This is a genomic window from Paucilactobacillus suebicus DSM 5007 = KCTC 3549 (genome assembly GCF_001434475.1).
GTDB lineage: Bacteria > Bacillota > Bacilli > Lactobacillales > Lactobacillaceae > Paucilactobacillus > Paucilactobacillus suebicus.
This window is the reverse complement of record NZ_AZGF01000026.1, coordinates 1-24,240: the sequence shown is the minus strand read 5'-3', so window position 1 is coordinate 24,240 and position 24,240 is coordinate 1. Positions and strand designations below refer to the sequence as shown.

The following is a 24,240-nucleotide window of genomic DNA, read 5'->3' as shown; positions in this document are numbered from 1 at the left end:
CTCGGATTGGTGTGCAAGTGTGCTTATTTTATGAGTGTCTGTGCAGTATGACACGTTTCAGCCAAATAATGAGAAAAAACAGATTAACTCAGATTGGTGTGTTGGACATCCATAATTTTATGAACGCCTCAAAGTCTAATAAAATCAGATCATTTCAGCATCTTAAGCACCACACGCTCCATTCGTGCTTGGAGTTCTTCAACTTGTGCTGCCTTAATCTGTGTGAAGCTAATTCGCACATGATTCACGTGAACACCAAACAAAAAATCAGGTCTGACAAGTAACTTTTCATCTAAGAACGTATTGTAATCGGAGCTGGTGAATTTTTGATTACTGTTCAAGGATAGCCAAATATTATTACTATGTGTCGGTAATCGATAGTCAACAAGTTCTCTATCAACTAGTGGCTTCAAGGCAGTTAGCAATCGCTGTTTACTTTTTTTTAGCAAACGCATTTGACGGTCAACCAATTCAGTTAGGTTATTTTGCTTCAGTAACTGACTGGAAACTAACTGAGGGAAAATACTAATTCCTGCCTCCATTTGTTGGCGGATTTCTGCTAGTCTGTTTACAATTGCCGGAGGTGCAATTAACCAGCCAATTCGAGTGCTTTCACCACTGAGCGATGAAAATGAACCGATATAAAGAACGTTGCTTGGATCAAGTTGCTTTAGCGTTGTCACTTGATCGTTCATGATAGCGTTGGTTAGTCCCAGCGGATCGTCTTCAACAATTGGCAGGTTGAGTTGCTGACACCGTTCAATTAATTCTTGACGGTCCTTTAAAGGCATAGTTTCAGTAGTCGGATTTTGCCCGGTAGGGTTGACGAACAAAAAACGCAGGTGGTGCTTATAATATAATTGTTCCAATACGTCTAAATCAAGGCCACCATTTTCTTTGAGTGGGATTCCAAAAACCCGAATACCTGCCGCTTGAAATAGAGACAATTGATAAAAATATGATGGTTCTTCAATCGCAATTGCATCACCATAAGACAGAAGTCCCTGTGTAATTAAGTAAAAGGCTTGTTGTGCACCAGATGTAATTAAAATTTGAGATGCAGGAATTGATTGGTGCAAGAACGGGCTCAAATGTTTACTTAACTGATGTTTGAGATCGAGGGCCCCGCTGATTGCGGTTGAAGCTTCTTGTGTTACTAAATCGCGTGCCGTCATATCCGTTAGGTCAACAGGCAATGATAAATCGGTGTCAATGCTGGAATGAGCAAGATTAATCACATCTTTTTCATGCTCCAAATTCCGCAAACGAATCATGAAATTTTCAGGATCGCCCAATCTACCGGTCGTCATGTAACTTTGCCAGTTAACACCTTGGGACAAAACTCCCCATTTACCGGAATTAACCCAAGTTCCACTGCCAACTTTACGTACTAGGATGCCGCGACTTACAAGCTCGTTGAAAGCATGTTGAATGGTTGACCGATTAATTCCTAACTGTAAGGACAATTCCCGTTCAGGTGGCAAATGATCGCCCGGTAATAAGTCACCATTCTCAATTGATTGGCTGATTAAACTGATTAATTTTAGGTATGCTGCCTGCTTGCCACTTGGTAATTGCCACTGCATTGGATGATCTCCTTAAAAATTGGTTGGTATAAATACATGCCAATTGGTTGTTTGAAACATGCCCAGAATACCATAAGATAGAGCCAATTTTCAATGAGAGATGGAGGAATACATATGACAGAAACAGGAACAACCCTTGTAAAACGTGGTATGGCACAAATGCAAAAGGGCGGAGTAATTATGGACGTGGCAAATGTAGAACAGGCTAAGGTAGCCGAAGAGGCTGGCGCCGTGGCCGTAATGGCCCTTGAACGAGTCCCATCAGATATTCGTGCAGCGGGCGGTGTCGCTCGGATGTCCGATCCAGCCATGATCGAATCAATCATGGATGCTGTGACAATTCCAGTAATGGCAAAAGCTCGAATTGGTCATATTGCAGAAGCTCGAATTTTGGAAGCAATCGGTGTTGATTACATCGACGAAAGTGAAGTTTTAACCCCAGCTGATGACAACTACCACGTCAATAAGAATGAATACAAGGTTCCATTCGTTTGTGGCTGCCGCAACCTTGGTGAGGCACTCCGTCGAATTGGTGAAGGAGCTTCAATGCTACGTACAAAAGGAGAACCAGGTACTGGAAATATCATTGAAGCTGTTCGCCACATGGAAAAGGTTAACGAACAGATTGGCCACGTTCAGGCTGCAGGAGTGGATCAGTTAATGTCAATTGCTCGTGACTTACGTGCTCCGTATGATTTAGTTAAGCAGGTTCATGATGACGGTAAGTTGCCAGTTATTAACTTTGCAGCTGGCGGTGTTGCAACTCCAGCTGATGCAGCTTTAATGATGAACCTCGGTGCAGACGGAATCTTCGTTGGCTCAGGCATTTTCCACTCTGAAAATCCAGCTAAGTTTGCTAAGGCAATTGTGACTGCCACTGCTCATCCAACAGATTATTCGTTAATTGCTGAGGTTTCAAAAAACCTTGGTGCTCCGATGAAGGGCATTGACATTTCAACATTATCAGATGACCAAAAGATGGCTGATCGCGGTATCTAAGGGGGACGGCAGAATGGTAATTGGCGTTTTAGATTTACAAGGTGCTGTCAGTGAGCATGTTAATATGTTGACTCAGTGTGGTGTAGACACTAAATTAATTAATGAATTGCCAGATTTAGACGGGATTGATGGAATTGTCGTTCCTGGTGGTGAAAGTACGACAATTCGCAAACTGTTAGTGCGTGAACAGATGTTAGCGCCACTTAAGCAACTGGTTGCCGAGGGCTTTCCAGTATTTGGCACTTGTGCCGGATTAGTTCTTCTAGCACAAAAAGAATCGTTGAACGGACTTGATGGCGATGTGGAACGCAACGGATTTGGACGTCAACGTGAAAGCTTTGAAGCAAAGATTGATGTTAATGGTTTTGATACGCCATTTCACGGAGTTTTCATTCGTGCACCGTACCTGAAAAGTGTGGGTAATTCGGCAACTGTGTTATCTAAGCTGGAAGATGGTCGAATTGTTGCTGCTAAGCAAGAAAATGTACTGGTAACAGCATTTCATCCTGAATTGACCAATGATGCAAGATTTCATCAGTTGTTTATCGATTTAATTGATAGCAAACAGCGAGTCAACGCATAATTAATTATTGAAAAATAAAGACGAGACCGATAAATAGTCGGATCTCGTCCTTTTCGTTATTTAGTCCATGGTTCGTCAATGGTAATTTCCTTATTTAAGGATTTTAAATGGTCCCGCTCGATTTTTCGTGCTGATAACCGCTCTTGATAGCCTGAACACATCGATTTTTGTTCTTTGGTTTCAGGAATGATTTGCTTAAATTTAACTGTAACGTTTGGATTCTCAATAACAAATGTTGCAAAGCAGGTGAAACCTAAGAACCGTTCACCAGTTTCTAATTTCTCACCAATGATTTTCGCAAAAACTTCGATTGATCTGTGACCGACTCCTGTGACATATGCTTGGAGTGTCATTGAATCGTGTAACCGAAAGGGCTTAATAAAGTTAACATGGTCCATTTTAGCTGTAACGACTGTCTCACGGGCTACGTGCATTGCGGCTAAAGATGCCTCTCGGTCAACTAGATTCAAAGTTACACCACCAAATACAGTACCATGCTCATTTAATTCATCTGGAAAAATTCGGTGAGACGTGACGGCTAACGTGTTGCCGCACGTGATAGATGATTCTTGTGTCATTTATTCAACCCCATTTAACTATTATGTTTAAGCTGGTAGTAGTATACAGGAATTCCGACTATAACAAAAATAAATGAAATTAAAACACCACGCCAGTCTGACATAATCTCACTAACAATGACGAATAATGAACCGCCAATGGCAATGATTGGTGTGATTGGATATAACGGAATTGAAAAGTCGCGATGAACATTAGGATGGCGATGTCGTAAAATTGTCGGGCCAAAAAATGCCATGACGTAGAAACAGTAAACGGTGAAAATACATAATTCCGATAATCGATCTGCGTCAAAAAAAATGATCATAATTGAAGCAATTGCTAACGTAGTGACGGTGCACCAGATTGGTGTACGGGTTTTAGGGTTCAAGTAAGCTAGAAACTTGTGAAATGGTAGTTCACGGTCACGGGCCATTGCGTACATGATTCTAGGAAACGTCATAATTTTTCCATTCATGCAACCGACAATTGAAATAATAATGCCGATACTGAGGATCTTTCCACCAATTGCTCCAAAATCTTTATTCGCCATGTAAGGAATTGCGCCAGTACCCAGTTGATGGATTTTTTCAGCTGTTAGACTTCGAAACACACCATATGTGACAAGCATGTAGATTACCAAAACACCTAAAATACCAAGGACAATTGCCTGTGGCAGGCGCTTACTTGGATTCTTAATTTCACCACCCAAGTTGGCAACCAAAATCCAGCCGTCAAATGCAAACAATGTCGCCAGAATAGCGACACCGAAACCGCCGGCACTTTGATGGACAGTTTGGATGGAATGACCAAGTGCGTTTTGGTTGCCAAAAAACAGTCCAAAAATGATTAATGCGGCAACTGGTACCAACTTGCAGATAGTGGTAATGATTGCGAAAGTGGCACCATAGCGATTTGAAAAAAGATTAAGAACACCAACTGAGATAACAGCGATTAGGGCAATTGGAACAGTCCAAATATGTGGTATATTGAAAAAATCAATTAACAGTAGTGACAGATATGCCCCTAAGGATGCAATCATTGCTGGACCATAAATAATGATTTGCATCCAGCCGGATAAGAATCCCCAGATTCGTCCGTATATTTTCTCCATGTACACATATAAGCCTCCTGTGTGCGGCATTTGTGATGCAATTTCAGCGATGGTGAGTCCTGCGGTTAGCGTGATAATACCACCGGCAAGCCATGCTAAGAGTGCACCAGTTGTGGAGCCTGCATCATCTAAGACAGCAGATTGACGCACAAAAATTCCGACACCGATAATGGTCCCGACTACGAGAGATAATGCTGACCATAATCCGAGTGATCGATTAAGCTCAACATCTTCTGATTCTTGTTTTTTCATGATAAATTCCTTTGCTTTCTGTGTTCTATGTATCGGCTATAATGTTACTAATAATAGGCTTGAAAAGCAAATCGGCAACGATATTAGAGAAAAAAGTTTGACAATTTTATATGAACGTTTTATGATAGTCACATCTTAAATATTAAAAAACGATGAAAAGATGAGTAGTGACAGTAGCCTGTTAAGAGAGTTTCTGGTTGGTGTGAAGAAACCTGGTAATAGTTACGAATATGGTCTTGAAGTGAGGGATGTCGAGCGATGCAAGATATCCATGGGGACGCCCATTACCGCGTGAGGGTATGATTGTACCCGATAAGGGAATGCATGTGAGTGCATTCCAAAATAAGGTGGTAACACGGCCAAGATCGTCCTTACTTTTGCGCAAGCAGAGGTAGGGATTTTTTTTATGGTTTTTTCTTTAGTAACTAAAATAAAGCAATCAAAGTTGAGGAGAATAATTATGACAACAACACAAACTAAAATTGGACCATATCGTTACGACATTGTAGGTAGCTTTTTACGTACTCCAGAATTAAAGGATGCTTTGGCAAAGCATCGTGCCGGAGAGATCAATGATGACCAATTTACTGAGATTCAACACGCCGAAATAAAAAAATTAGTTGAAATTGAAGCTGCGCATGGATTAAAGGCAGTTACCGATGGTGAATTTAGTCGCAGTTGGTGGCATTTGGACTTTCTTTGGGGCCTAAACGGCGTTGCTAAGTACGACTACGAGAAGAGTTATAAGTTTAAGGGCGCCAAGACTCGTACAGACAATGCTGAGTTATCAGGAAAAGTGAGTTATAATCCCAATCACCCATTCTTTGCCGCATTTGAATATCTGAATTCAATTTTGCCTGAAGGCACTGTTGCTAAGCAAACAATTCCGTCTCCATCAATGTTGTTCCGGGACAATCGTTCAGATAATTGGCCAAACTTTTACGATGATCGTCAAGATTATTTACACGCATTGGCAGACGCTTATCAACAAACCATTCTTCATTTTTATGAACTGGGTGCTCGCTATATCCAAATCGATGATACGACTTGGGCATTCTTAATTAGCAAACTTAACGAAACAAAGGATCAACCAGAAGAACATGCTAAGTATATTAAGTTAGCTGAAGAATCTGCACAGGTGATTAATGAACTGCTAGCCGGATTACCAGATGATTTGACAGTCACAACTCACATCTGTCGTGGTAACTTTAAGTCAACATTCCTATTCTCAGGTGGTTACGAAGCTGTTGCAAAATATCTGGGCCAACTTGATTATGACGGTTTCTTCCTTGAGTATGATAGTGATCGAGATGGTGATTTTGGACCACTTGAACAGATATTTAATGGTCGGACCGATAAGAAAATTGTTCTTGGATTAGTAACCTCTAAGGATGGTAAACTTGAAAATCGGCAAGATGTTATTGATCGCATCAACGAAGCAACTAAGTACGTACCATTGGAAAACCTAGCATTATCAACGCAGTGCGGTTTTGCTTCTACTGAAGAAGGAAATGTTTTGAGTCAGGAACAACAGTGGGCAAAAATTGACCTTGTAAAATCAATTGCTGATGAAGTTTGGGGTAAATAATTAGGTGGTTAAAGAATCAGTTTTAAGAAAGGGACGCGAGACATGTTAGGAAATAAAGTGTTTTATCTTCATTTGAATAAAACAAACACGGCATGTTTCCTGTTTGGTGATGGTGTTGACGATCTGGTTATGTGGGGATGATCTCTGGGATTGTTATTCACTGGCACAAACATTTTAGGAGGAATTTTATCATGACAGAAAGTACACAGACATTTACCAAACGAACTACATCGCCATTTAGGTTTGACGTTGTTGGTAGCTTCTTACGACCACAAAATTTAAAAGATGCACGAAAACAATTTGCAGCGGGTTCAATTAGTTCAGATCAACTAAAACAGGTTGAAGATGATGCGATTATCGACTTGATAAAAAAAGAAGAGAATGCTGGATTGAAATCAATCACTGATGGTGAGTTTCGCCGTAGTTGGTGGCATTTAGATTTCTTCTGGGGTCTAAACGGAGTTGAGAAGACGGCGCTTAAACGCGGTTACGTCTTCAATGATGAAGAAACACGTGCAGAAACTGCTCGTTTATCTGGAAAGATTACGGGTGAAAGCCATCCGTTTGTTGAGCATTTTAAATTTTTACGTGAACATTTAAGTGATCCTAAAACTGCTAAACAAACTATTCCTGCTCCAGCTCAATTCATTGCTGAACTTTATCGGCCAGAAAATATCGAAGCTACTAACAAGTATTATTCGTCAGAAGATGAATTAATCACGGATATTGCCGCTGCTTATAAGCAGGTAGCAATTGATTTGTATGACGCCGGGTTACGTGTTTTACAACTTGATGATTGTACTTGGGGGATGCTTGCAGGTTCCCATGCAGGTGCTAAGAATGGTACCAACACCATTGATCAGGCAACACTTGATGCTGATAAAGAGTTGTACGTTAAAATTAACAACGCATTTATTGAAGGATTACCCGCAGATTTGATTGTCAACACACATGATTGCCGTGGTAATTACCATTCAACATGGGCTTCTGCTGGTGGTTACGATAGTGTTGCTGATCCATTATTTACTGAAGAAAAAGTTCATTCTTACTTTTTGGAATATGATAGTGATCGTGCCGGTGGATTTGAACCACTTGCCAAAGTTAAAGATGATCAATTAGTTGTCTTAGGATTAATCACATCAAAAAATGGTGAATTAGAAGACAAACAAACTATTATCGATCGTATTCATGAAGCAGCAAAGTATGTGCCATTAGACCGACTATGTGTAAGCACTCAATGTGGATTTGCATCAACTGAAGAGGGAAATGTTCTTACTGAAGACCAGCAGTGGGCAAAGATTGAGTTAGTTAAAGAAGTTGCAAAGGATGTTTGGGGAGACTAGAGTGCGGAACCAGACGTTTAGGCATTGTAAAATAACAGAGGAACTGATAAAACGTTCGAGCTTTGAACGGGTTATCAGTTCCTCTGTTATTTTATGAATGCTTGTCTGGTTCAGCACGTTTAGACTATAAAAATTAAACGATTTTTTACATAATAACTGATAGTTAAAAAGAAATTTCTACTACGCTTCCGATTTCAAAACATACCCAAATCCACGCACTGTTTTCAACCATTGAGGGTTTTGTGGATCCATCTCGATTTTATCACGCAAATGGCTAATATGAATATCAACCATCCGTGAGGTGCCAAGAATATCATAGTCCCAAACTCCCTGTAGTAATTGTTCACGGCTGAGGACTTGGTTGGGATGCTTCATCAGATACCTTAATAGTTTAAATTCCTTTGGCGTTAGACCTAGATCCTGATCATCTCGTAAGACACGGTAATGTTTTAAATCAATCGTTAAATTATGAAAGCTAATCTGATCCTTGTCTTCAAGCGATTGATTGTCTGCAGTCTCTTGACTGGTAACAGTAGCCTCAGAGATTTGATCATACAGCCAAAACCGTTGTTTCAGAATTGCAATTAATTCAGGATAGTCGTATGGCTGAGTTAAATAATCATCAACATGTTGTGCGAATAATTGTTGAGCATGTTCCGGATGCCGATCTTTAGCCAGAATGATAATTGGGCCGTTCAGGTGTTTACGAATATCCGGCATCATTTTTTGTGTTTGATCAAAGTTAGTCGATGAAATGTCCCATATGACTGCAGCCACCGGTTGGTTGGTCAGCGTCAAAAGTGCCTCATCTGGATTGGTTGTGTTATTAACGAACCAGCCCTGTTCGTTACAGTATGCGTTGATTGGAATAAACAGTGGCAGTTGCTGGGTCATTAGTAATAAATGCTTCATTAGATGGCACCTCCGGCCAGCTACGACATAATTAATTTGTAAACTATAGTTTATTAATGCCATAAAAATAAAATATTGTCCAGATATTTACAATAACTTTACATTACTGTGTTAATAATATACTAATAAATAAAATGGACCAAATTGCTGAGGAGGTCAACGTAATGAACGAATTATTTTCTGATGAGTTAAAAAAATTAAAGTGGCACTTCATGGAAATGGGAATCAATGTCAGCGAGCAGATTTATCAGTCCACAAAGGCGTTTATCGATCACGACCGGCAGCTAGCCCAAAGCGTGATTGATAATGATCAAAAGACTAATGATGAAGAAACTAATCTTGAAATGCAGGCACTAAATTTAATTGCTTTGAAGCAGCCGGTTGCTGAGGATTTTCGTTCCATCATCAGTATCTTGAAAGCAAGTTCTGACCTAGAACGTGTTGGCGATCATGCGGTTAACATCGCACGTGAAACAATTCGGGTCAGTGGCAGTCAGCGTGTACCAGCAATTGAAGGATCAATTGCAGATATGACTGCTTCTGTTCGTAGTATGCTGGAAAAGGTTTTAGATGCCTATGTTCATAGTGATGAGGATATTGCACGACAAGTGGCGAAGTCGGATCTTGAGGTCGATAAGCAATACATTTTAATTCGCGATAATATTACAGCAGCAATGAGGCAAAATGCTGATACGGTTACAGCTAGTTCCAGTTACCTAATGGTGTCTCGACTGTTAGAACGTGTTGGTGACCATATTGTTAATCTGGCTGAATGGATTGTATACAACAGTACAGGTGAATTAACAGAACTAAATCCGGGTAAATCAGACCCTGAAATGTTGCATACTTTGTTGAACAATGAAGAAAGTGACAAGTGGCAATAGGTTGCGGAACCATGCGTTTAGTAATTGCAAAATAAAAAAACATCAATAAATCGTTTGTACTTGAGCGGTTTGTTGATGTTTTTTATTTTAATAGCATTCCTTTCTCTAAAACCTGATCAGTAACACGAAATTCATAGAATAAGGTACAGGTGAAAGTCATTGCGGAAAACGCGATAGTTCCTAACTGTCCCTCATTTTATCTCCTCAACCAGTGTTTTTTCACACTCTAATTCAATTTACACAACCTTTACAAAAAACTGCTCTGATTTTTACGTTCATGAATTACATTATGAATGTACTAAAAAGATTGATTTATTTCTGTTAACAAATGGCATTCGAAGGGGAGATCGAAAATGTTCAATAAGAAAAGAATCTTTACCACAGTCGCGGCATTAGGAGTAATTGCATTAGGGTTGGCGGCTTGTGGGTCCAATAGTAAGTCTAGTTCATCTAACAGTTCGTCGTCACAAGCTAAAATTACGGCAGTCGGATCAACTGCACTGCAGCCTTTAGTTGAAAAAGCCGCTTCTAATTATCAATCTAAAAATAGCTCCGCAAATATTTCCGTTCAGGGTGGTGGATCAGGAACTGGTCTCAGCCAGGTTCAAGAAGGATCAGTTCAAATCGGGAATTCAGATATTTTTGCACAACAGCAAAAAGGAATTGATTCAAAAAAATTAGTTGACCATCAGGTGGCGGTTGTTGGTATTGCACCAGTCGTTAATAAGGACGTCGGTGTCAAAAATGTTTCGATGGATCAATTAAGACAAATTTTTACTGGCAAAATTACTAATTGGAAGCAAGTCGGCGGTAAAAATGAAAAGATTACGATTGTTAACCGTGTTAAAGGTAGTGGGACGAGAGCAACTTTTGAAGCAGCAGTTATGAACGGACAAAGTGCCATCAAGTCTCAAGAACAAGATTCAAATGGCACCGTTCAAAAGATCGTTTCATCAACTCCCGGCGCAATCAGTTATCTTTCATTTTCGTACATTAACAGCTCGCTTCAAGAACTTTCTATTGATAACGTGACGCCGACCAGTGCGAATGTAGAAACGAATAAGTGGAAAATCTGGTCATATGAACATATGTATACTAAGGGCCAACCAAACAAAACGACAAAAGCATTTCTTAAATATATTGATTCTACTGAACAACAAAAGAATTTAGTTAAAAAAATGGGATATATCAGCATTCATGACATGAAGGTCAGCAAAAATGCTAACAATCAGGTAATGGAGGAACACTAATGGAAATGCAGGGTGAAAAAAATATATCCAAACACCTCGTTAGAAAACAAGATAGTATTCAATCAAAATTTATAAAACCATCTAAAGCAACTCGAGAAGATCAGCTTGGTAAACTAATATGTTATTTGAGTATTGGAATGATTGTGGCGTTAGTCGTTTGTATTTTGTACTTCATCACTTCACGAGGATTAGCTACTTTCATTCAAAACCATGTTGGTATTTGGCAGTTTATCTCTGGCAGTAGTTGGAATCCGGGGATGGTTGATGGTAGCGGTAACCCCCAAGTGGGGGCGCTTCCGATGATTGTCACATCCTTTGGTGTCACGCTGCTGGCAGCGCTACTGGCGACACCATTTGCGATTGCAATGGCAGTGTTTATGACAGAAATTGCACCTCAAAGAGGAACTAAGGCACTACAAGCAGTGACTGAACTTTTAGTCGGGATTCCCTCGGTAGTTTATGGATTTATTGGCTTGTCAGTGATTGTCCCGGCTGTTCGTCACTTGTTTGGTGGCACTGGATTTGGAATATTATCGGGGACTTTGGTACTTTTCGTAATGATCTTGCCCACTGTTACTTCTCTTTCGGTAGACAGCTTGAGAGCCGTTCCGATTCATTATCGTCAGGCTTCATTGGCACTGGGGGCTACAAGATGGCAAACGATTCGTAAGGTTGTTTTAAAAACTGCGACACCTGGAGTTTTAACTGCCATTGTTTTCGGAATGGCTCGTGCATTTGGGGAAGCTTTGGCCGTGCAAATGGTGATTGGCAACGCCGTCTTGATGCCGCATAGCTTAGTGTCACCCGCGTCAACATTGACAAGTCAGTTAACGACTCAAATCGGTAATACAGTTATGGGCACATTACCTAACAATGCGCTTTGGTCACTTGCACTGGTTTTACTTCTAATGTCACTCTTCTTTAATCTGACCGTGAGATTTATCGGTAACTGGGGGAAACGAAAGTATGAATCCTAAACGGACTAATCAAATTGCAACCGGATTGATTTACGTTTTGGTAGCAATCGTAGTGTTGATTCTCGCTGGATTATTGGGATACATTTTGGTTAACGGTGTCCCAAATATTTCTTGGCATTTCCTAACATCTGGAGCTGAAGCATTTAGTGCGGGTGGTGGGATCAGAGACCAACTGTTTAATTCACTTTATCTGTTGGTATTAACTTTGATTATTTCGCTACCAATCGCTTTGGGTGCAGGTATATATCTATCTGAATACGCAGCGGATAACTGGGTTACAAATGTTATTCGAACAATGATTGAAGTACTAAGTTCATTACCATCCGTCGTTGTCGGATTATTTGGATATTTGCTGTTTGTAATTAAATTTGGGTTTGGATTTTCAATTCTAGCAGGGGCGATCGCACTAACGTTCTTTAACTTACCTCTCCTGACTAGAAACATTGAGGAATCATTGCACAATGTTTCAAATCTACAAAGGGAAGCCGGATTATCATTGGGCTTGTCAAACTGGAAAACAATCAGTGGAATTGTGTTACCAGCGGCTCTACCAGGTATCATAACCGGTGTCATTCTGTGTTCTGGACGGGTATTTGGTGAAGCAGCAGCATTGATATACACTGCCGGTCAAAGTGCACCAACCGTCAATTACTTAAACTTCAATCCGCTAAGTGCAACAAGCTTTTTAAACCCAATGCGGCCAGCAGAAACGTTAGCTGTGCACATTTGGAAACTTAATACTGAGGGAATAACACCGGACGCACATCTAATATCTAGTGGTGCATCTGCAGTTTTGATTATTGTGATTTTAATGTTTAATCTGGGCGCACGTGCATTTGGCAACCTTGTTTATCTCAAAATGACAGCCGTCAAATAGGAGTGAAACTATGCAAACATACAATCTCGAAGATTCCTATATTGTGACACCAACAGAAAGTGCGGCAATAACAACGGAAAATATTGAGGTTTCCTACGGTAGCCATCAAGTTATTTATCAGACAAACTTGCAGTTTCCACGAAACAAAATTTCGGCGTTAATTGGTGCATCGGGATCAGGAAAATCAACTTTGTTGAGATCATTTAATAGAATGAATGATGGTAAGGCAAACGTGAACGGACAAATTTGGTATCGTGATGTTGATATTAATGATCGTAAAATTAATGTTTACGAACTGCGCAAGCATATTGGCATGGTGTTTCAACGACCTAACCCATTTGCTAAGTCAATTAAAGATAATTTAACGTTTGCACTGAAAGAAAACGGCATTACGGACAAACAGCAGTTGAGTCAAAGGACGGAGGAAAGTTTAATTGCTGTGTCTTTGTGGGATGAGGTAAAGGATAAAATTAATGAAAGTGCTCTTTCATTATCTGGTGGTCAGGCTCAACGACTTTGTATTGCAAGATCAATTGCAATGAAACCAGATGTATTGTTGCTAGACGAACCTGCAAGTGCACTTGATCCAATTTCATCGGCTAAATTAGAAGAAACGTTAAAAACACTCAGTAAAAATTATACGATTATTATCGTTACTCATAACATGCAACAGGCTTCTCGAGTTAGTGATTATACGGCGTTTTTACACATGGGTCACGTGATTGAATACGATTTAACCGAGAATATATTTACCAATCCTCATATCCAGACCACAGAGGATTACATTTCTGGCAATTTTGGCTAAGGAGGCGTTGACCATGACAAATGTGATTACAACTGACAATGTACGCATATCTTATGGTGATCATGAGGCATTGCACGGTATTAATTTGAACTTCCAAGAAAATCAAATTACAGCATTAATTGGTCCGTCTGGTTGCGGTAAATCAACGTATTTACGCAGTCTTAATCGCATGAATGACTTGATTCCAAATACGACAGTCACCGGTGAGATTAGATTTAGAAACAATGATATTTATTCAAATTCAACAGATGTAGTAGATTTACGTAAAAAAATTGGCATGCTGTTTCAGCAGCCTAATCCGTTTCCTTTATCTGTTTATGAAAATGTGGCGTACGGATTGAAGCTTAGTGGTGTAGTAAATAAACGGATGCTTGACGAGCGAGTTGAAATTAGTTTGAAGCAGGCTGCTATTTGGGATGAAGTGAAGGACTCACTTAACAAGAACGCTTTATCATTTTCAGGCGGTCAGCAACAACGGATTTGTATGGCTCGGGTGCTTGCAGTTCAGCCTGAGGTAATCTTAATGGACGAACCAACTAGTGCATTGGATCCAATATCAAGCGCTAAAATTGAAGAAACTTTAATGTCGATTCACGATCAGTTTACAATTATTATTGTGACTCATAATATGCAGCAGGCAGCCCGAATCTCAGATAAAACTGCATTTTTATTGAATGGAGACTTAGTTGAATTTGATCAAACAGAAAAAATGTTTATAAACCCTAAAATGGACGCAACAAGCGATTATCTGAATGGAAAATTTGGTTAAGGGGAGAACATTATGCACGAATTATTTTCAGATGAATTAAAAAAGTTAAACGGTCGATTTATGGAAATGGGAATTAACGTTAGCGAACAAATTTATCATGCAACTCAGGCATTTACTAAGTACGATCTGAAACTATCACAAGAAGTAATTGATGAGGATAGTAGAATTAATGATGAAGAAATCTACCTTGAAAAAGAGGCCTTAAAATTAATTGCGTTGCAGCAACCGGTGGCAACTGATTTTCGAGAAATTATCAGTGTTTTAAAAGCTAGTTCAGATTTGGAAAGGATTGGAGATCACGCAGTTAATATTGCCAAAGAAGCATTAAACACAGGTGAGCAAAAAAACGATGCACAGATTGAGAGAAAGATTCAGTCCATGGCAGACGATATTCGTAAGATGCTTGAATTAACATTGGATGCCTATGTGGTTGATGATGATCAAATGGTCCGCAAAGCTGCTGAAAAGGATTTGGAGATTGATAGTCAGTATTCGAGTGTAAGGGGGATGTTAACAAAATCGATCGAGAAACATCAGACTACTGCGGAAAGAGGGTCAAGTTACCTAATGGTTGTTAGACTATTAGAAAGAATTGGCGATCACATTGTTAACCTGGCAGAATGGGTAGTATATAACAAGTCCGGCAAAATTGTTGAGTTAAATTTAGGTAAAATTAGACATCAGCAGTAACAATAAAAGAACATTCCGGCCATTTTTCAAATATGAGAGATGGATCGGGGATGTTCTTTTTAGTTGTGGAATCTACTTAATTAAATTTTTTATTTATAATTTGTGCAACCGGTTGTCAATCTGATTTAGCAATAAAAATTAGAATGAATTAGAGTCAACTCTAACAGAACCTTAATTTAAAAATATCAACTGCAAGTTTGAATTTATCTATACCAATTTTTGATTATTTTAACGGTAATGGCTAAAAATCAACTTTTTTATTGTAATTATTGCATAGACCAATACTAACTGGTATGATAATTACATGCGAAGTTAGCAATTTTAAAAGTGTAGACATTAAAATAAATATTTTTCAAACTTTCGGAGGAATTCAATATGTTTAATGAGAATGATGAATTGAGTGTTACCAATTTACGGATGTTGAGTGTTGATCAAGTGCAAGCAGCTAATTCGGGTCATCCCGGGTTACCATTAGGTGCTTCACCGATGGCCTATGTTCTTTGGCAAAAATTTCTGAACACCAATCCTAAGGACAGTAAGTGGATTAATCGTGATCGATTTGTATTATCAGCAGGACATGGGTCAGCCATGTTGTACAGCCTATTGCATTTATCAGGTTTTAACCTTAGCTTGCAAGATCTTAAGGGTTTCCGTCAAATAGATAGTAAGACGCCAGGTCATCCTGAATATGGTCATACCGATGGTGTTGATGCAACTACCGGTCCTTTAGGTCAGGGAATTGGGATGGCAGTTGGTATGGCAATGGCAGAGGTTCATTTGCGAGCTGTTTATAACAAACCAGACTTTCCAGTCATTGACCACTACACCTACGCAATCTGTGGGGATGGGGATCTGATGGAAGGCATCTCTCACGAATCAGCAAGTCTGGCTGGACATTATGGTCTGGACAAATTAATCGTGTTATATGATTCAAACGATGTTTCTCTTGATGGACCACTTAGCAATGCATTCAATGAAAATGTTCAGGAACGTTTTGAAGGATATCACTGGAACTATTTACGTGTTGAAGATGGTAACAGCCTTGAAGATATTGCCAGTGCAATCGAAGAAGCCAAGAGTCAGCATGATAAACCAACTATCATTGAAATTAAAACTGAAATTGGCCATGGTGCTCCTAATGCCGGTACTAACAAAGTCCATGGTGCACCATTAAAAGAAGATCAATTAGTTGAATTAAAGAAGTTTTATAATTGGGACAAGCCAGCTTTCACTGTCGAATCTACAGTATATGATCAGTTTGAAAGAGGAATTGCTGCCCGTGGTGAACAGGCGGAAGCAGACTGGAATGAAATGATGAGCAATTATCGTACTCAGTTCCCAGAATTGGCTAAGCAATTTGGTGAAGCTTTAAGTGGAAAAGTAAAGAGTGATTTTAGTTTTCTACCTAAATATGAAGCAGGTGATACTAAAGCAACACGTGCGACAGGTGCGGAAGTTCTACAAACATTGGCTGAAAACATTCCGTTTCTTTGGGGCGGATCCGCTGATTTGTTTAGTTCAAATAAGACTCAGATTGGTGCTTCTGATCGTTTCAGCAAAGAAAACCCAACTAGCCGTAACTTATGGTTCGGTGTTCGTGAATTTGCTGAAGCCACGGCAATTAATGGGATTGCACTGCATGGTGGTACAAGAGTTTATGGAAGTACATTCATGGTATTCTCCGATTACATGCGTTCAGCTTTGAGACTGGCAGCATTACAAAGAATACCAGTGACATATGTATTTACTCATGATTCAATTGCTGTCGGTGAAGATGGACCAACTCATGAACCAGTTGAACAATTGGCTAGTTTGCAAGCCATTCCCAATTTGGACGTGATTCGCCCAGCAGATGGTAATGAAGTGGCGCAAGCATGGAAAAAGGCCCTGACTTCGAATGATCATCCTACTGTGATTATCTTGAGCAGACAAGGACTGCCTGCCTTGCAAGGATCTCTCGATCACCCAGATGGTGTTGAGCATGGTGGATATGTCATTTCACCACAAAAGGGTGACAGACCTGAAGCAATTATCATGGCTAGTGGATCTGAAGTTAGCCTGAGTATTGAAGCACAAAAGTTGTTGGCTGAAAAAGGCAAGGATGTTTCGGTTGTTTCAATGCCTGATCCTAAGACCTTCGATAAGCAGTCGAATGAATATCGTGATAATGTCTTGCCAAATGATGTTCGTAAGAGAGTCTCCGTTGAAATGGGAGTTACTCAAGCTTGGGGTAAGTATGTTGGTCTAGACGGCAAGAGCCTCGGCGTCGACACATTTGGGATGAGCGGTAATGGTGGCAAAGTGGTCGCACGCTACGGATTCACACCAGAAAAGGTAGCAGCAGCGGTAGAGGAATTGGATTCACTATTTTAGAGAACGTAGCAGACCGCTAAACTCATGAGCATTAACTGAATAAAACCCGTGATTCCTGACCTTGGAATCACGGGTTTTATTTGGTTAAGCGGAGTGAGTTGGTCTGCGGAGTTGATTTCCGCAAAATTGACAGAAGGTGGTACAAAAAAGTTAGGCCTTCATAATAAAATTAGGATCACCATCAGGATTGCCATACCACTGATAGTTGTCATACCAACGAGAATGTTCTTCTGTATTTAAAGAACTAATCTGTTTCATGTCTTCAGGAGTCAGTTCAAAATCGTTGATTGAGGCATTCTCAATCAATCGCGTTTCGTGTGTTGATTTAGGAATCACAATAATTCCTTGTTGAATTTCCCAACGTAAAATGGTTTGAGCAGTCGATTTACCGTGACGATCAGCAATTTTGCCAATGGTTTCGTTTTGCAACAATTTACCATTACCAAGTGGGGACCACGCCTCGACAGCAATTCCTTGAACACGACAAAGATTGACAACATCTGTTTGATGAATTCGGGGATTAAATTCAATTTGATTAACTGCAGGTACAATACTTGCGTGATTTAATAAATCGGTTAATCTCTCAACATCGAAGTTGCAGACTCCAATTGCTAGCGCTTTGTTTTGATTATATATTTCTTCCATTGCACGCCAGGTTTCATTATATAGATCGTTAACGGGCCAGTGCATTAGAAGTAGGTCTACGTGGTCAGTTTGTAGCCGATCTAGTTGACCATCGATAGCTGCTAGCGTGTTTTTATATCCTTGGTCGCCACTATAAACTTTGGTTGTAATGTACACATCATCGCGCTTTAACCCGTTATCAGTTAGAGATTTTGAAATACCGGCACCGACACCAGCTTCATTGCCATACTGTTTAGCAGTATCAATGAGACGATAGCCGTTTTTAATAGCTAATTCGACTGAATTTTGAGCTTCTTGGTTAGTTGATTTCCATACACCAAGTCCCATTTGTGGGAGCACTACGTTATTATTGAGCCTTACGCTCGGTTTTAAAACAGAAATTGTCAAAAATGCCATCCCCTTTGAGTTTAATTATCATTACTAATTGTAGAAGAAAGTATGATTAAATGCCAATTTTAAGTTGAGCATATTGTTAGAAATCTCCACATTAAAACAATATAATATAATTATGGTCTAGATAACGTAATTCGAATGTCTACTAACGAAAAATAAGTGTGTTTTATTTGAATTTTGATGCTTATCTGACTACCATTGGTGTTGAACAAAGGAAATGAAAGGAAGTTTTAGGTATGGCAAATGATTTACAAAAACGTCATGACGATTTATTTGGTGATTTGAACAATTGGATGAATGATGGATTCTTTTCAAATCTCGGTAAGGCTTTCTACTCAATGACCCCAGAACAGGCAACGATGAAGACTGATGTAAAAGAAACGGATAAATCTTATGAAGTTAAGATTGATATGCCAGGATATGATAAAAAGGATATTCATCTAAACTATGCTAATGATGTTCTAGCAATTTCAGCACATCGAGATAGTTTCACAGATGATAGTGACAAGGACGGCAACATGTTGCGTAGTGAACGAACATATGGCTCGGTAAGCAGACAATACCGCTTGCCGGATGTAGATAAAGGCAAAATTGAAGCAAAATATGATAATGGTGTTTTAAACATGACGTTACCAAAGCTTACCAAAGTTGAGGATAATGATAGTCATATTGAAATCAATTAGAGTGTTTAAAAGCACGAATTGACACCATCATTTAACGATAAAAAGCGTGAATTCCTGGGCTTTGGGGTTCGCGCTTTTTATCGTTAAATGAACGGTGTCAGTGCTTTTAAACACGTTTCAGCAAAAAAGGTACAAAAAAAGCCGCCCCAATCCCCAGAAAAAATTCCAGAAAATTAAACACGGCCATAAAGCTATTTTTTAGGATCCAAATGTTCTTTGATGCCATTAGGAAAATCTCGATCAATTTCTCTTAAAATTGGGAGAAGGTAATTTACATAAGTATGATAAGCCTCGATGGGTTTTTCATCTTTTGCCTTTGCTGAAGTTAATGCAAGAGCAATATCATGTGCACGTTGTTCGTTTGAAATCATATTTTCACCTCAAATAATTAATTATGTAAGCTAAATAACTTGATCATACTACGAAAACCGTAGCGTGACAGTAGGTATACTAGAAGCATGCCAATCCATACACCACACGCATTAGTGATCACATCATCTGTTTCAACCCAGCGGCCAAGCTCAACAAACCAGTTGATGATGAACTGTGTTGTTTCTATTGTTAGTCCAGTGCCTATGCCTAGCCATATTTTAGTTGAAAGATGGTTTGGTTTAAAGATCAGGGCGTAATAAACTCCGGCGGGGACAGTCATTAGTACGTTTAGCCAAAAGGCAGTGTCCATTGCCTGAAACGGAATTAAATTAACGATCATTCCGTGAACAATGAAGTAATGAATTTCATGTGTTGGTGAAAAAGAAAATGGTGCTGGAGCAAAGCAAATTCGGCAAATGACAAACATATAGATCCAGCCTGTAATTAATGTAATTCTTTGCCAGATACTGATTCTGGGCTTTCTTAACAGGCTGATTAAAAGCACTACCATGCCAATACAAATGATAATAAAAGGAATCCAGTCCTTCATTTTGTCCTCCTCAAAGTTACTGCTTATCATGATAATGTATATTGATCCTAAAAGCTAGTTTTCCTCATTATTAAGTCATTTCATTTTAATCGTACCATTAGTAAGTAACTGTAAAAACGTATGTTAATTGACTTTTTTTATGAGAAAAAGATTAAAAAAACGGATTTGATGGAGAAATTCGGTCGATTTGCGCTATAATCTTTATCATGTACTGAATTATTGCGCCAGTCAGATGAAAAATGGAAGAAGTGATTTAATGGCACAACAAAGTACCACAGAATTAGCGCGGAACCTAAAAAATCGGCATGTTCAGTTAATTGCCCTTGGGGGGACAATCGGAACAGGTCTATTTTTAGGATCTGGTCAGTCAATTCACACTGCTGGGCCATCAATTTTACTAGCATATATTATCGCCGGATTAGCATGCTTTTTGTTAATGCGGGCTCTTGGTGAAATATTGCTATCAAACCTGCATTATCGTTCATTTATTGAAGCTATCAGGGATTATTTGGGAGAAAAAGTTGCATTCGTGACGGGATGGACTTATTGGATTTGTTGGATAACGATTGCAATGGCTGATATGACTGCCATTGGGACTTATATCAAACTATGGCTACCAGGTGTACCACAGTGGGCTCCTGGACTAATTGTTTTGATCATTTTACTCTGTATTAACTTGATTACGGTTGAAGCATTTGGTGAATTTGAATTCTGGTTTGCGTTGATTAAAATCGTTGCAATTATTGGATTGATTGCAGTTGGTGTTGTGTTATTAATAATGGATTATAAAACACCAACTGGTCATGCTAGTGTGACTAATTTATTTAACCATGGAGGTTTCTTTGCCACGGGTGCCAGCGGATTTTTGTTATCATTTCAAATGGTAATTTTTGGCTTTATCGGCATTGAAATGGTTGGGATGACTGCAGCTGAAACGAAGGATCCTGAAAAAGTTTTGCCCAAGGCGATTAACGACATTCCCATTCGAATTATTTTATTTTACGTTGGTGCACTTTTCATTATCATGAGCATCTATCCATGGAATCAGTTACAGGCTAATCAAAGCCCATTTGTGATGGTGTTTAAAGATATTGGTATCAAAGGTGCTGCAAGCGTCATCAACTTTGTTGTCATCACTGCTGCTGCATCGGCATGCAACAGTTCACTGTACACAACTAGTCGAATGCTGTCGGAGCTAACCATGGGATCCAAAAGTCCACGTGTTAAGAAAATTAGTAGATTATCAAAGCATCATATTCCTGCCAATGCCTTAATTCTATCGGCAATCTGCATTTCGGTGGCCGTGTTGCTTAATTTATTTATTCCTAGCCAAGTGTTTACACTTGTTTCGAGTGTTGCTACTGTCTGTTTTATCTTTATATGGGCGATCATTACGATCGCACATTTAAAATTTAAGAGAACTGAAAAAGGTCGTCAGTCAACTTTCAAAGCGCCTTTGTTTCCAGTTGGTGACTATCTAGTGTTAATATTCTTAGTAATTGTAGCGATCATACTTTGCTTTAAGCACGAAACATTAATTGCGCTCATCTTGTCTGTTTTCTGGTTTGCATTTTTATATATCGTGAAAACGAGACAGGACTTGAGGGCTAAATAAATTCACAAAAACACTATCCTTGTAATTTTCAAAAACTAAACTACAAATATAGTGTTTTTTTAATTAGTTTAAATCGAACACATGTTTTTATTGATGCACTGCGAATATAATAAGTGTGGAGGTATGAAAATGACAGATATCAAACGCCCGCTATGGGCTCAGACAACCAAAGAAATGCAAGATTACTATGACAATGAATGGGGGATTGAATGCCATGATGATCGACAGTTGTTCGAAATGCTATCGTTAGAAACCTATCAAATCGGGTTAAGCTGGCAAACGGTCTTGAATAAGAGAGAAGCTTTTAATCAAGCATTCTATCATTATGACATTGATCGAGTGTCGAGTATGACTGATGAAGATGTTGACAAATTATTGCAGAACCCACAAATCATCAGAAATCGGCGCAAGTTAGAGTCCACCATTCACAATGCACAAGTAATATTGAGAATTATAAAGACAAGTGGCAGTTTTGATAATTATTTGTGGTCACTGTCTGAAGATTTTCCGGTCGTAATTAAAGTTGGAGAAGATGATGTATTACCACCAAAAACTGATTTATCTATTGAAATTACGAATCAATTAAAAAAGACCGGCTTTAAAATGGTCGGTCCCGTAACGATATTTTCATTCATGCAAGCCGCTGGATTAGTAAATGGTCGGCTAGATAATCAAGCCCAGTAAATTAGTAAGACAACCAGCATCTGGATAAAACTATATGTTAAATATGAACTACGTAATTTTGGCAAATTATTCATTATGAACCAGCTTACTACCGATAATGCGATGGCAAGAATTGATGGTAGGGAGATTGATTTAAATAGCAGTAGAATAATTAACAAAATTCCAGCCGCCATTGAGATGATTACTGCTTTTTGTGGATGGTCCTCAAGAAAAATTGGTGCTAGAAACAAAAAGTAAGTTAACATCAGTGGGAACAATGATGCAATAAACGTCCAAGATAGGAAATGCACTGTTAAAAATACCAAGGTTATTGGAATCGTGATTGCAGCTAAAATTCCATACAGTAATAAGCCATATTCATTTTGAAGCTGAAATTTTTTGATTTGCACAATAAACAAATATGCAGGTAATAGCAACAATAACAGAATAATCACAAATTTACCGTGAATTGCACCAGAGAATGCCAGTATGCCACTGGCAATTATTGTCAGAACAGCAAAATGAGATGAAAAATTGGTGCTAAATAGGATAAATGATGATGCTGCAACTGCTATTTGATATAAAAATATAAAGGCTAGATTAAATTCAAAAGTTGAAGTAGATATTTGAGTGGCGTATTGCATCGGAACGTACCACCAGATGACTGATTGTATTGCCACTGATAGTATTAGTTGACGCCAGTCAATTGACCGCCACTGCGAGGCAATTGTCCTAATCATAGTAGACTCCTTTAATCGTTTTTATTATATGGTAGTGATTTTTAAGCGATGCGTCAATTAGTTAACGATTTTCTTTTTTTTCATAAATATTGACTTATTAATGCAAATTGATATAATAAATGTGAATTAAATAACAATGACAAGGTGGATTAACAATGACAGAACAAAAAGTTGCAATGATCACTGGCGCCGGCCAAGGTATTGGCGAGGCAATTGCTAAACGTCTTCACAATGATGGCTTCAAGGTAGCATTAGTTGGACGTACTAAGGCTAAAGTTCAACGCGTAGCTGATGAAATCAATGCTGACGGTGGACAGGCATACGCAATCGCTGCTGATGTTGCTAACCGTGAAGAAGTATTTGCTGCTGTTGAAGAGACTGCAAAACATTTTGGTGATTTTAATGTCATCGTTAACAATGCTGGTGTCGCACCTACGACACCAATCGATACTGTAACACCAGATATCTTAAACAACACACTTGCTATTAACTTGGGTGGTGTTATCTGGGGGATTCAGGCTGCTAGTGCAAAGTTTAAAGAACTTGGACATGGTGGTAAGATCATTAATGCATCTTCTCAAGCTGGACAAGTGGGTAACCCTAACTTAACTGTTTATGGTGCCACTAAGTTTGCTATTCGTGGTGTGACACAAACGACGGCTAAAGAATTAGCTAAGTTTAATATCACTGTCAACGCATATTGTCCAGGAATCGTTAAGACTCCAATGATGAATGATATTGCAAAGCAAGTTGCTGACAATGCTGGCAAGTCATTTGAATGGGGAATGGAACAGTTTTCTAAGGATATTGCACTCGGTCGTTTGTCAGAACCAGAAGATGTTGCAGCATGTGTTGCCTACCTTGCTGGACCAGATTCAGACTACATGACTGGCCAATCATTATTGATTGATGGCGGAATGGTATTTAGCTAAACCATAAATATTATTTTGTGTTATATATGATTGCAAATACTGAGAGGTCGAGAAAGTTATTTTGGTTCTTCGTCAAGAAGTACTGATATA

General features: G+C 39.1%; 24 protein-coding genes and 1 other annotated feature. Of the genes, 16 read left to right on the top strand and 8 right to left on the bottom strand.

Annotated elements, in window-relative coordinates; translation table 11 throughout:
- Positions 1–149: 149 nt before the first annotated feature.
- A complete protein-coding gene (locus FD16_RS09510) occupies positions 150–1,586 on the bottom strand; it encodes an aminotransferase-like domain-containing protein (protein ID WP_056938550.1) in 1,437 nt (478 codons plus the stop codon).
- Positions 1,587–1,700: 114 nt separating this feature from the next.
- On the opposite strand from FD16_RS09510, the gene pdxS reads away from it, so the two are divergent.
- Positions 1,701–2,585 (top strand): pyridoxal 5'-phosphate synthase lyase subunit PdxS, encoded by an 885-nt coding sequence (gene pdxS / locus FD16_RS09505; protein ID WP_010623055.1) that lies wholly within the window; start codon positions 1,701–1,703, stop codon positions 2,583–2,585.
- 13 nt (positions 2,586–2,598) lie between these two features.
- On the top strand, positions 2,599–3,168 hold the full coding sequence (pdxT, locus tag FD16_RS09500) for a pyridoxal 5'-phosphate synthase glutaminase subunit PdxT (RefSeq protein WP_010623056.1): 570 nt from the start codon (positions 2,599–2,601) through the stop codon (positions 3,166–3,168).
- A 56-nt stretch (positions 3,169–3,224) separates the two neighbouring features.
- Here the strand turns inward: pdxT and FD16_RS09495 are convergent, their stop codons facing one another.
- Positions 3,225–3,746 (bottom strand): acyl-CoA thioesterase, encoded by a 522-nt coding sequence (locus FD16_RS09495; protein ID WP_010623057.1) that lies wholly within the window; start codon positions 3,744–3,746, stop codon positions 3,225–3,227.
- Positions 3,747–3,760: 14 nt separating this feature from the next.
- Complete coding sequence (locus FD16_RS09490) at positions 3,761–5,089, bottom strand: APC family permease (RefSeq protein WP_010623058.1); 1,329 nt, start codon at positions 5,087–5,089, stop codon at positions 3,761–3,763.
- A gap of 143 nt (positions 5,090–5,232) precedes the next feature.
- Positions 5,233–5,465: a binding site (T-box leader), on the top strand.
- Between the two features lie 84 nt (positions 5,466–5,549).
- Here FD16_RS09490 and FD16_RS09485 point away from each other — a divergent pair.
- Positions 5,550–6,677, top strand: coding sequence for a vitamin B12 independent methionine synthase (locus tag FD16_RS09485; protein WP_010623059.1), 1,128 nt, complete (start codon positions 5,550–5,552; stop codon positions 6,675–6,677).
- 191 nt (positions 6,678–6,868) lie between these two features.
- Positions 6,869–8,020, top strand: coding sequence for a 5-methyltetrahydropteroyltriglutamate--homocysteine S-methyltransferase (locus FD16_RS09480; RefSeq protein WP_010623060.1), 1,152 nt, complete (start codon positions 6,869–6,871; stop codon positions 8,018–8,020).
- Between the two features lie 180 nt (positions 8,021–8,200).
- Here the strand turns inward: FD16_RS09480 and FD16_RS09475 are convergent, their stop codons facing one another.
- The gene (locus tag FD16_RS09475; RefSeq protein ID WP_010623061.1) at positions 8,201–8,932 is read right to left on the bottom strand and encodes a winged helix-turn-helix transcriptional regulator; all 732 of its coding nucleotides are present in this window, start codon (positions 8,930–8,932) and stop codon (positions 8,201–8,203) included.
- Positions 8,933–9,096: 164 nt separating this feature from the next.
- On the opposite strand from FD16_RS09475, the gene phoU (FD16_RS09470) reads away from it, so the two are divergent.
- From phoU (FD16_RS09470) to tkt, 8 genes are all read left to right on the top strand, one after another.
- Positions 9,097–9,816, top strand: a complete 720-nt coding sequence (gene phoU, locus FD16_RS09470) for a phosphate signaling complex protein PhoU (RefSeq protein WP_010623062.1) — start codon at positions 9,097–9,099, stop codon at positions 9,814–9,816.
- Positions 9,817–10,169: 353 nt separating this feature from the next.
- On the top strand, positions 10,170–11,066 hold the full coding sequence (locus tag FD16_RS09465) for a phosphate ABC transporter substrate-binding protein PstS family protein (RefSeq protein WP_010623063.1): 897 nt from the start codon (positions 10,170–10,172) through the stop codon (positions 11,064–11,066).
- The gene (gene pstC, locus FD16_RS09460; protein WP_010623064.1) at positions 11,066–12,043 is read left to right on the top strand and encodes a phosphate ABC transporter permease subunit PstC; all 978 of its coding nucleotides are present in this window, start codon (positions 11,066–11,068) and stop codon (positions 12,041–12,043) included. Before FD16_RS09465 ends, pstC begins: the two co-directional genes overlap by 1 nt.
- A complete protein-coding gene (gene pstA, locus FD16_RS09455) occupies positions 12,033–12,920 on the top strand; it encodes a phosphate ABC transporter permease PstA (RefSeq protein WP_010623065.1) in 888 nt (295 codons plus the stop codon). The genes pstC and pstA overlap by 11 nt, the downstream gene beginning before the upstream one ends.
- A gap of 10 nt (positions 12,921–12,930) precedes the next feature.
- A complete protein-coding gene (pstB, locus tag FD16_RS09450; protein WP_010623066.1) occupies positions 12,931–13,725 on the top strand; it encodes a phosphate ABC transporter ATP-binding protein PstB in 795 nt (264 codons plus the stop codon).
- A 13-nt stretch (positions 13,726–13,738) separates the two neighbouring features.
- Complete coding sequence (gene pstB, locus FD16_RS09445; RefSeq protein WP_010623067.1) at positions 13,739–14,494, top strand: phosphate ABC transporter ATP-binding protein PstB; 756 nt, start codon at positions 13,739–13,741, stop codon at positions 14,492–14,494.
- A 12-nt stretch (positions 14,495–14,506) separates the two neighbouring features.
- A complete protein-coding gene (gene phoU, locus FD16_RS09440) occupies positions 14,507–15,184 on the top strand; it encodes a phosphate signaling complex protein PhoU (RefSeq protein ID WP_010623068.1) in 678 nt (225 codons plus the stop codon).
- Positions 15,185–15,559: 375 nt separating this feature from the next.
- Entirely contained in the window at positions 15,560–17,557 is a 1,998-nt protein-coding gene (gene tkt, locus FD16_RS09435; RefSeq protein WP_010623069.1) for a transketolase, read from the top strand.
- 150 nt (positions 17,558–17,707) lie between these two features.
- Here the strand turns inward: tkt and FD16_RS09430 are convergent, their stop codons facing one another.
- Complete coding sequence (locus FD16_RS09430) at positions 17,708–18,598, bottom strand: aldo/keto reductase (RefSeq protein WP_033386217.1); 891 nt, start codon at positions 18,596–18,598, stop codon at positions 17,708–17,710.
- Positions 18,599–18,831: 233 nt separating this feature from the next.
- On the opposite strand from FD16_RS09430, the gene FD16_RS09425 reads away from it, so the two are divergent.
- Complete coding sequence (locus FD16_RS09425; RefSeq protein ID WP_010623071.1) at positions 18,832–19,278, top strand: Hsp20/alpha crystallin family protein; 447 nt, start codon at positions 18,832–18,834, stop codon at positions 19,276–19,278.
- 191 nt (positions 19,279–19,469) lie between these two features.
- Here the strand turns inward: FD16_RS09425 and FD16_RS09420 are convergent, their stop codons facing one another.
- Together FD16_RS09420 and FD16_RS09415 are read right to left on the bottom strand one after the other, a co-directional pair.
- Positions 19,470–19,649, bottom strand: coding sequence for a hypothetical protein (locus FD16_RS09420; RefSeq protein WP_010623072.1), 180 nt, complete (start codon positions 19,647–19,649; stop codon positions 19,470–19,472).
- Positions 19,650–19,666: 17 nt separating this feature from the next.
- Complete coding sequence (locus FD16_RS09415) at positions 19,667–20,200, bottom strand: VanZ family protein (protein WP_010623073.1); 534 nt, start codon at positions 20,198–20,200, stop codon at positions 19,667–19,669.
- Between the two features lie 256 nt (positions 20,201–20,456).
- Between FD16_RS09415 and FD16_RS09410 the strand changes: the two genes are divergently transcribed.
- A complete protein-coding gene (locus FD16_RS09410) occupies positions 20,457–21,815 on the top strand; it encodes an amino acid permease (RefSeq protein ID WP_010623074.1) in 1,359 nt (452 codons plus the stop codon).
- A 138-nt stretch (positions 21,816–21,953) separates the two neighbouring features.
- Entirely contained in the window at positions 21,954–22,499 is a 546-nt protein-coding gene (locus FD16_RS09405) for a DNA-3-methyladenine glycosylase I (protein ID WP_029508438.1), read from the top strand.
- Here FD16_RS09405 and FD16_RS09400 read toward each other — a convergent pair.
- Complete coding sequence (locus tag FD16_RS09400) at positions 22,487–23,218, bottom strand: hypothetical protein (protein WP_010623076.1); 732 nt, start codon at positions 23,216–23,218, stop codon at positions 22,487–22,489. The two genes, FD16_RS09405 and FD16_RS09400, sit on opposite strands and share 13 nt — an antisense overlap.
- A 155-nt stretch (positions 23,219–23,373) precedes the next feature.
- Here FD16_RS09400 and FD16_RS09395 point away from each other — a divergent pair, with 155 nt between their 5' ends.
- The gene (locus FD16_RS09395; protein WP_056938549.1) at positions 23,374–24,150 is read left to right on the top strand and encodes a (S)-acetoin forming diacetyl reductase; all 777 of its coding nucleotides are present in this window, start codon (positions 23,374–23,376) and stop codon (positions 24,148–24,150) included.
- Positions 24,151–24,240 lie beyond the last annotated feature (90 nt).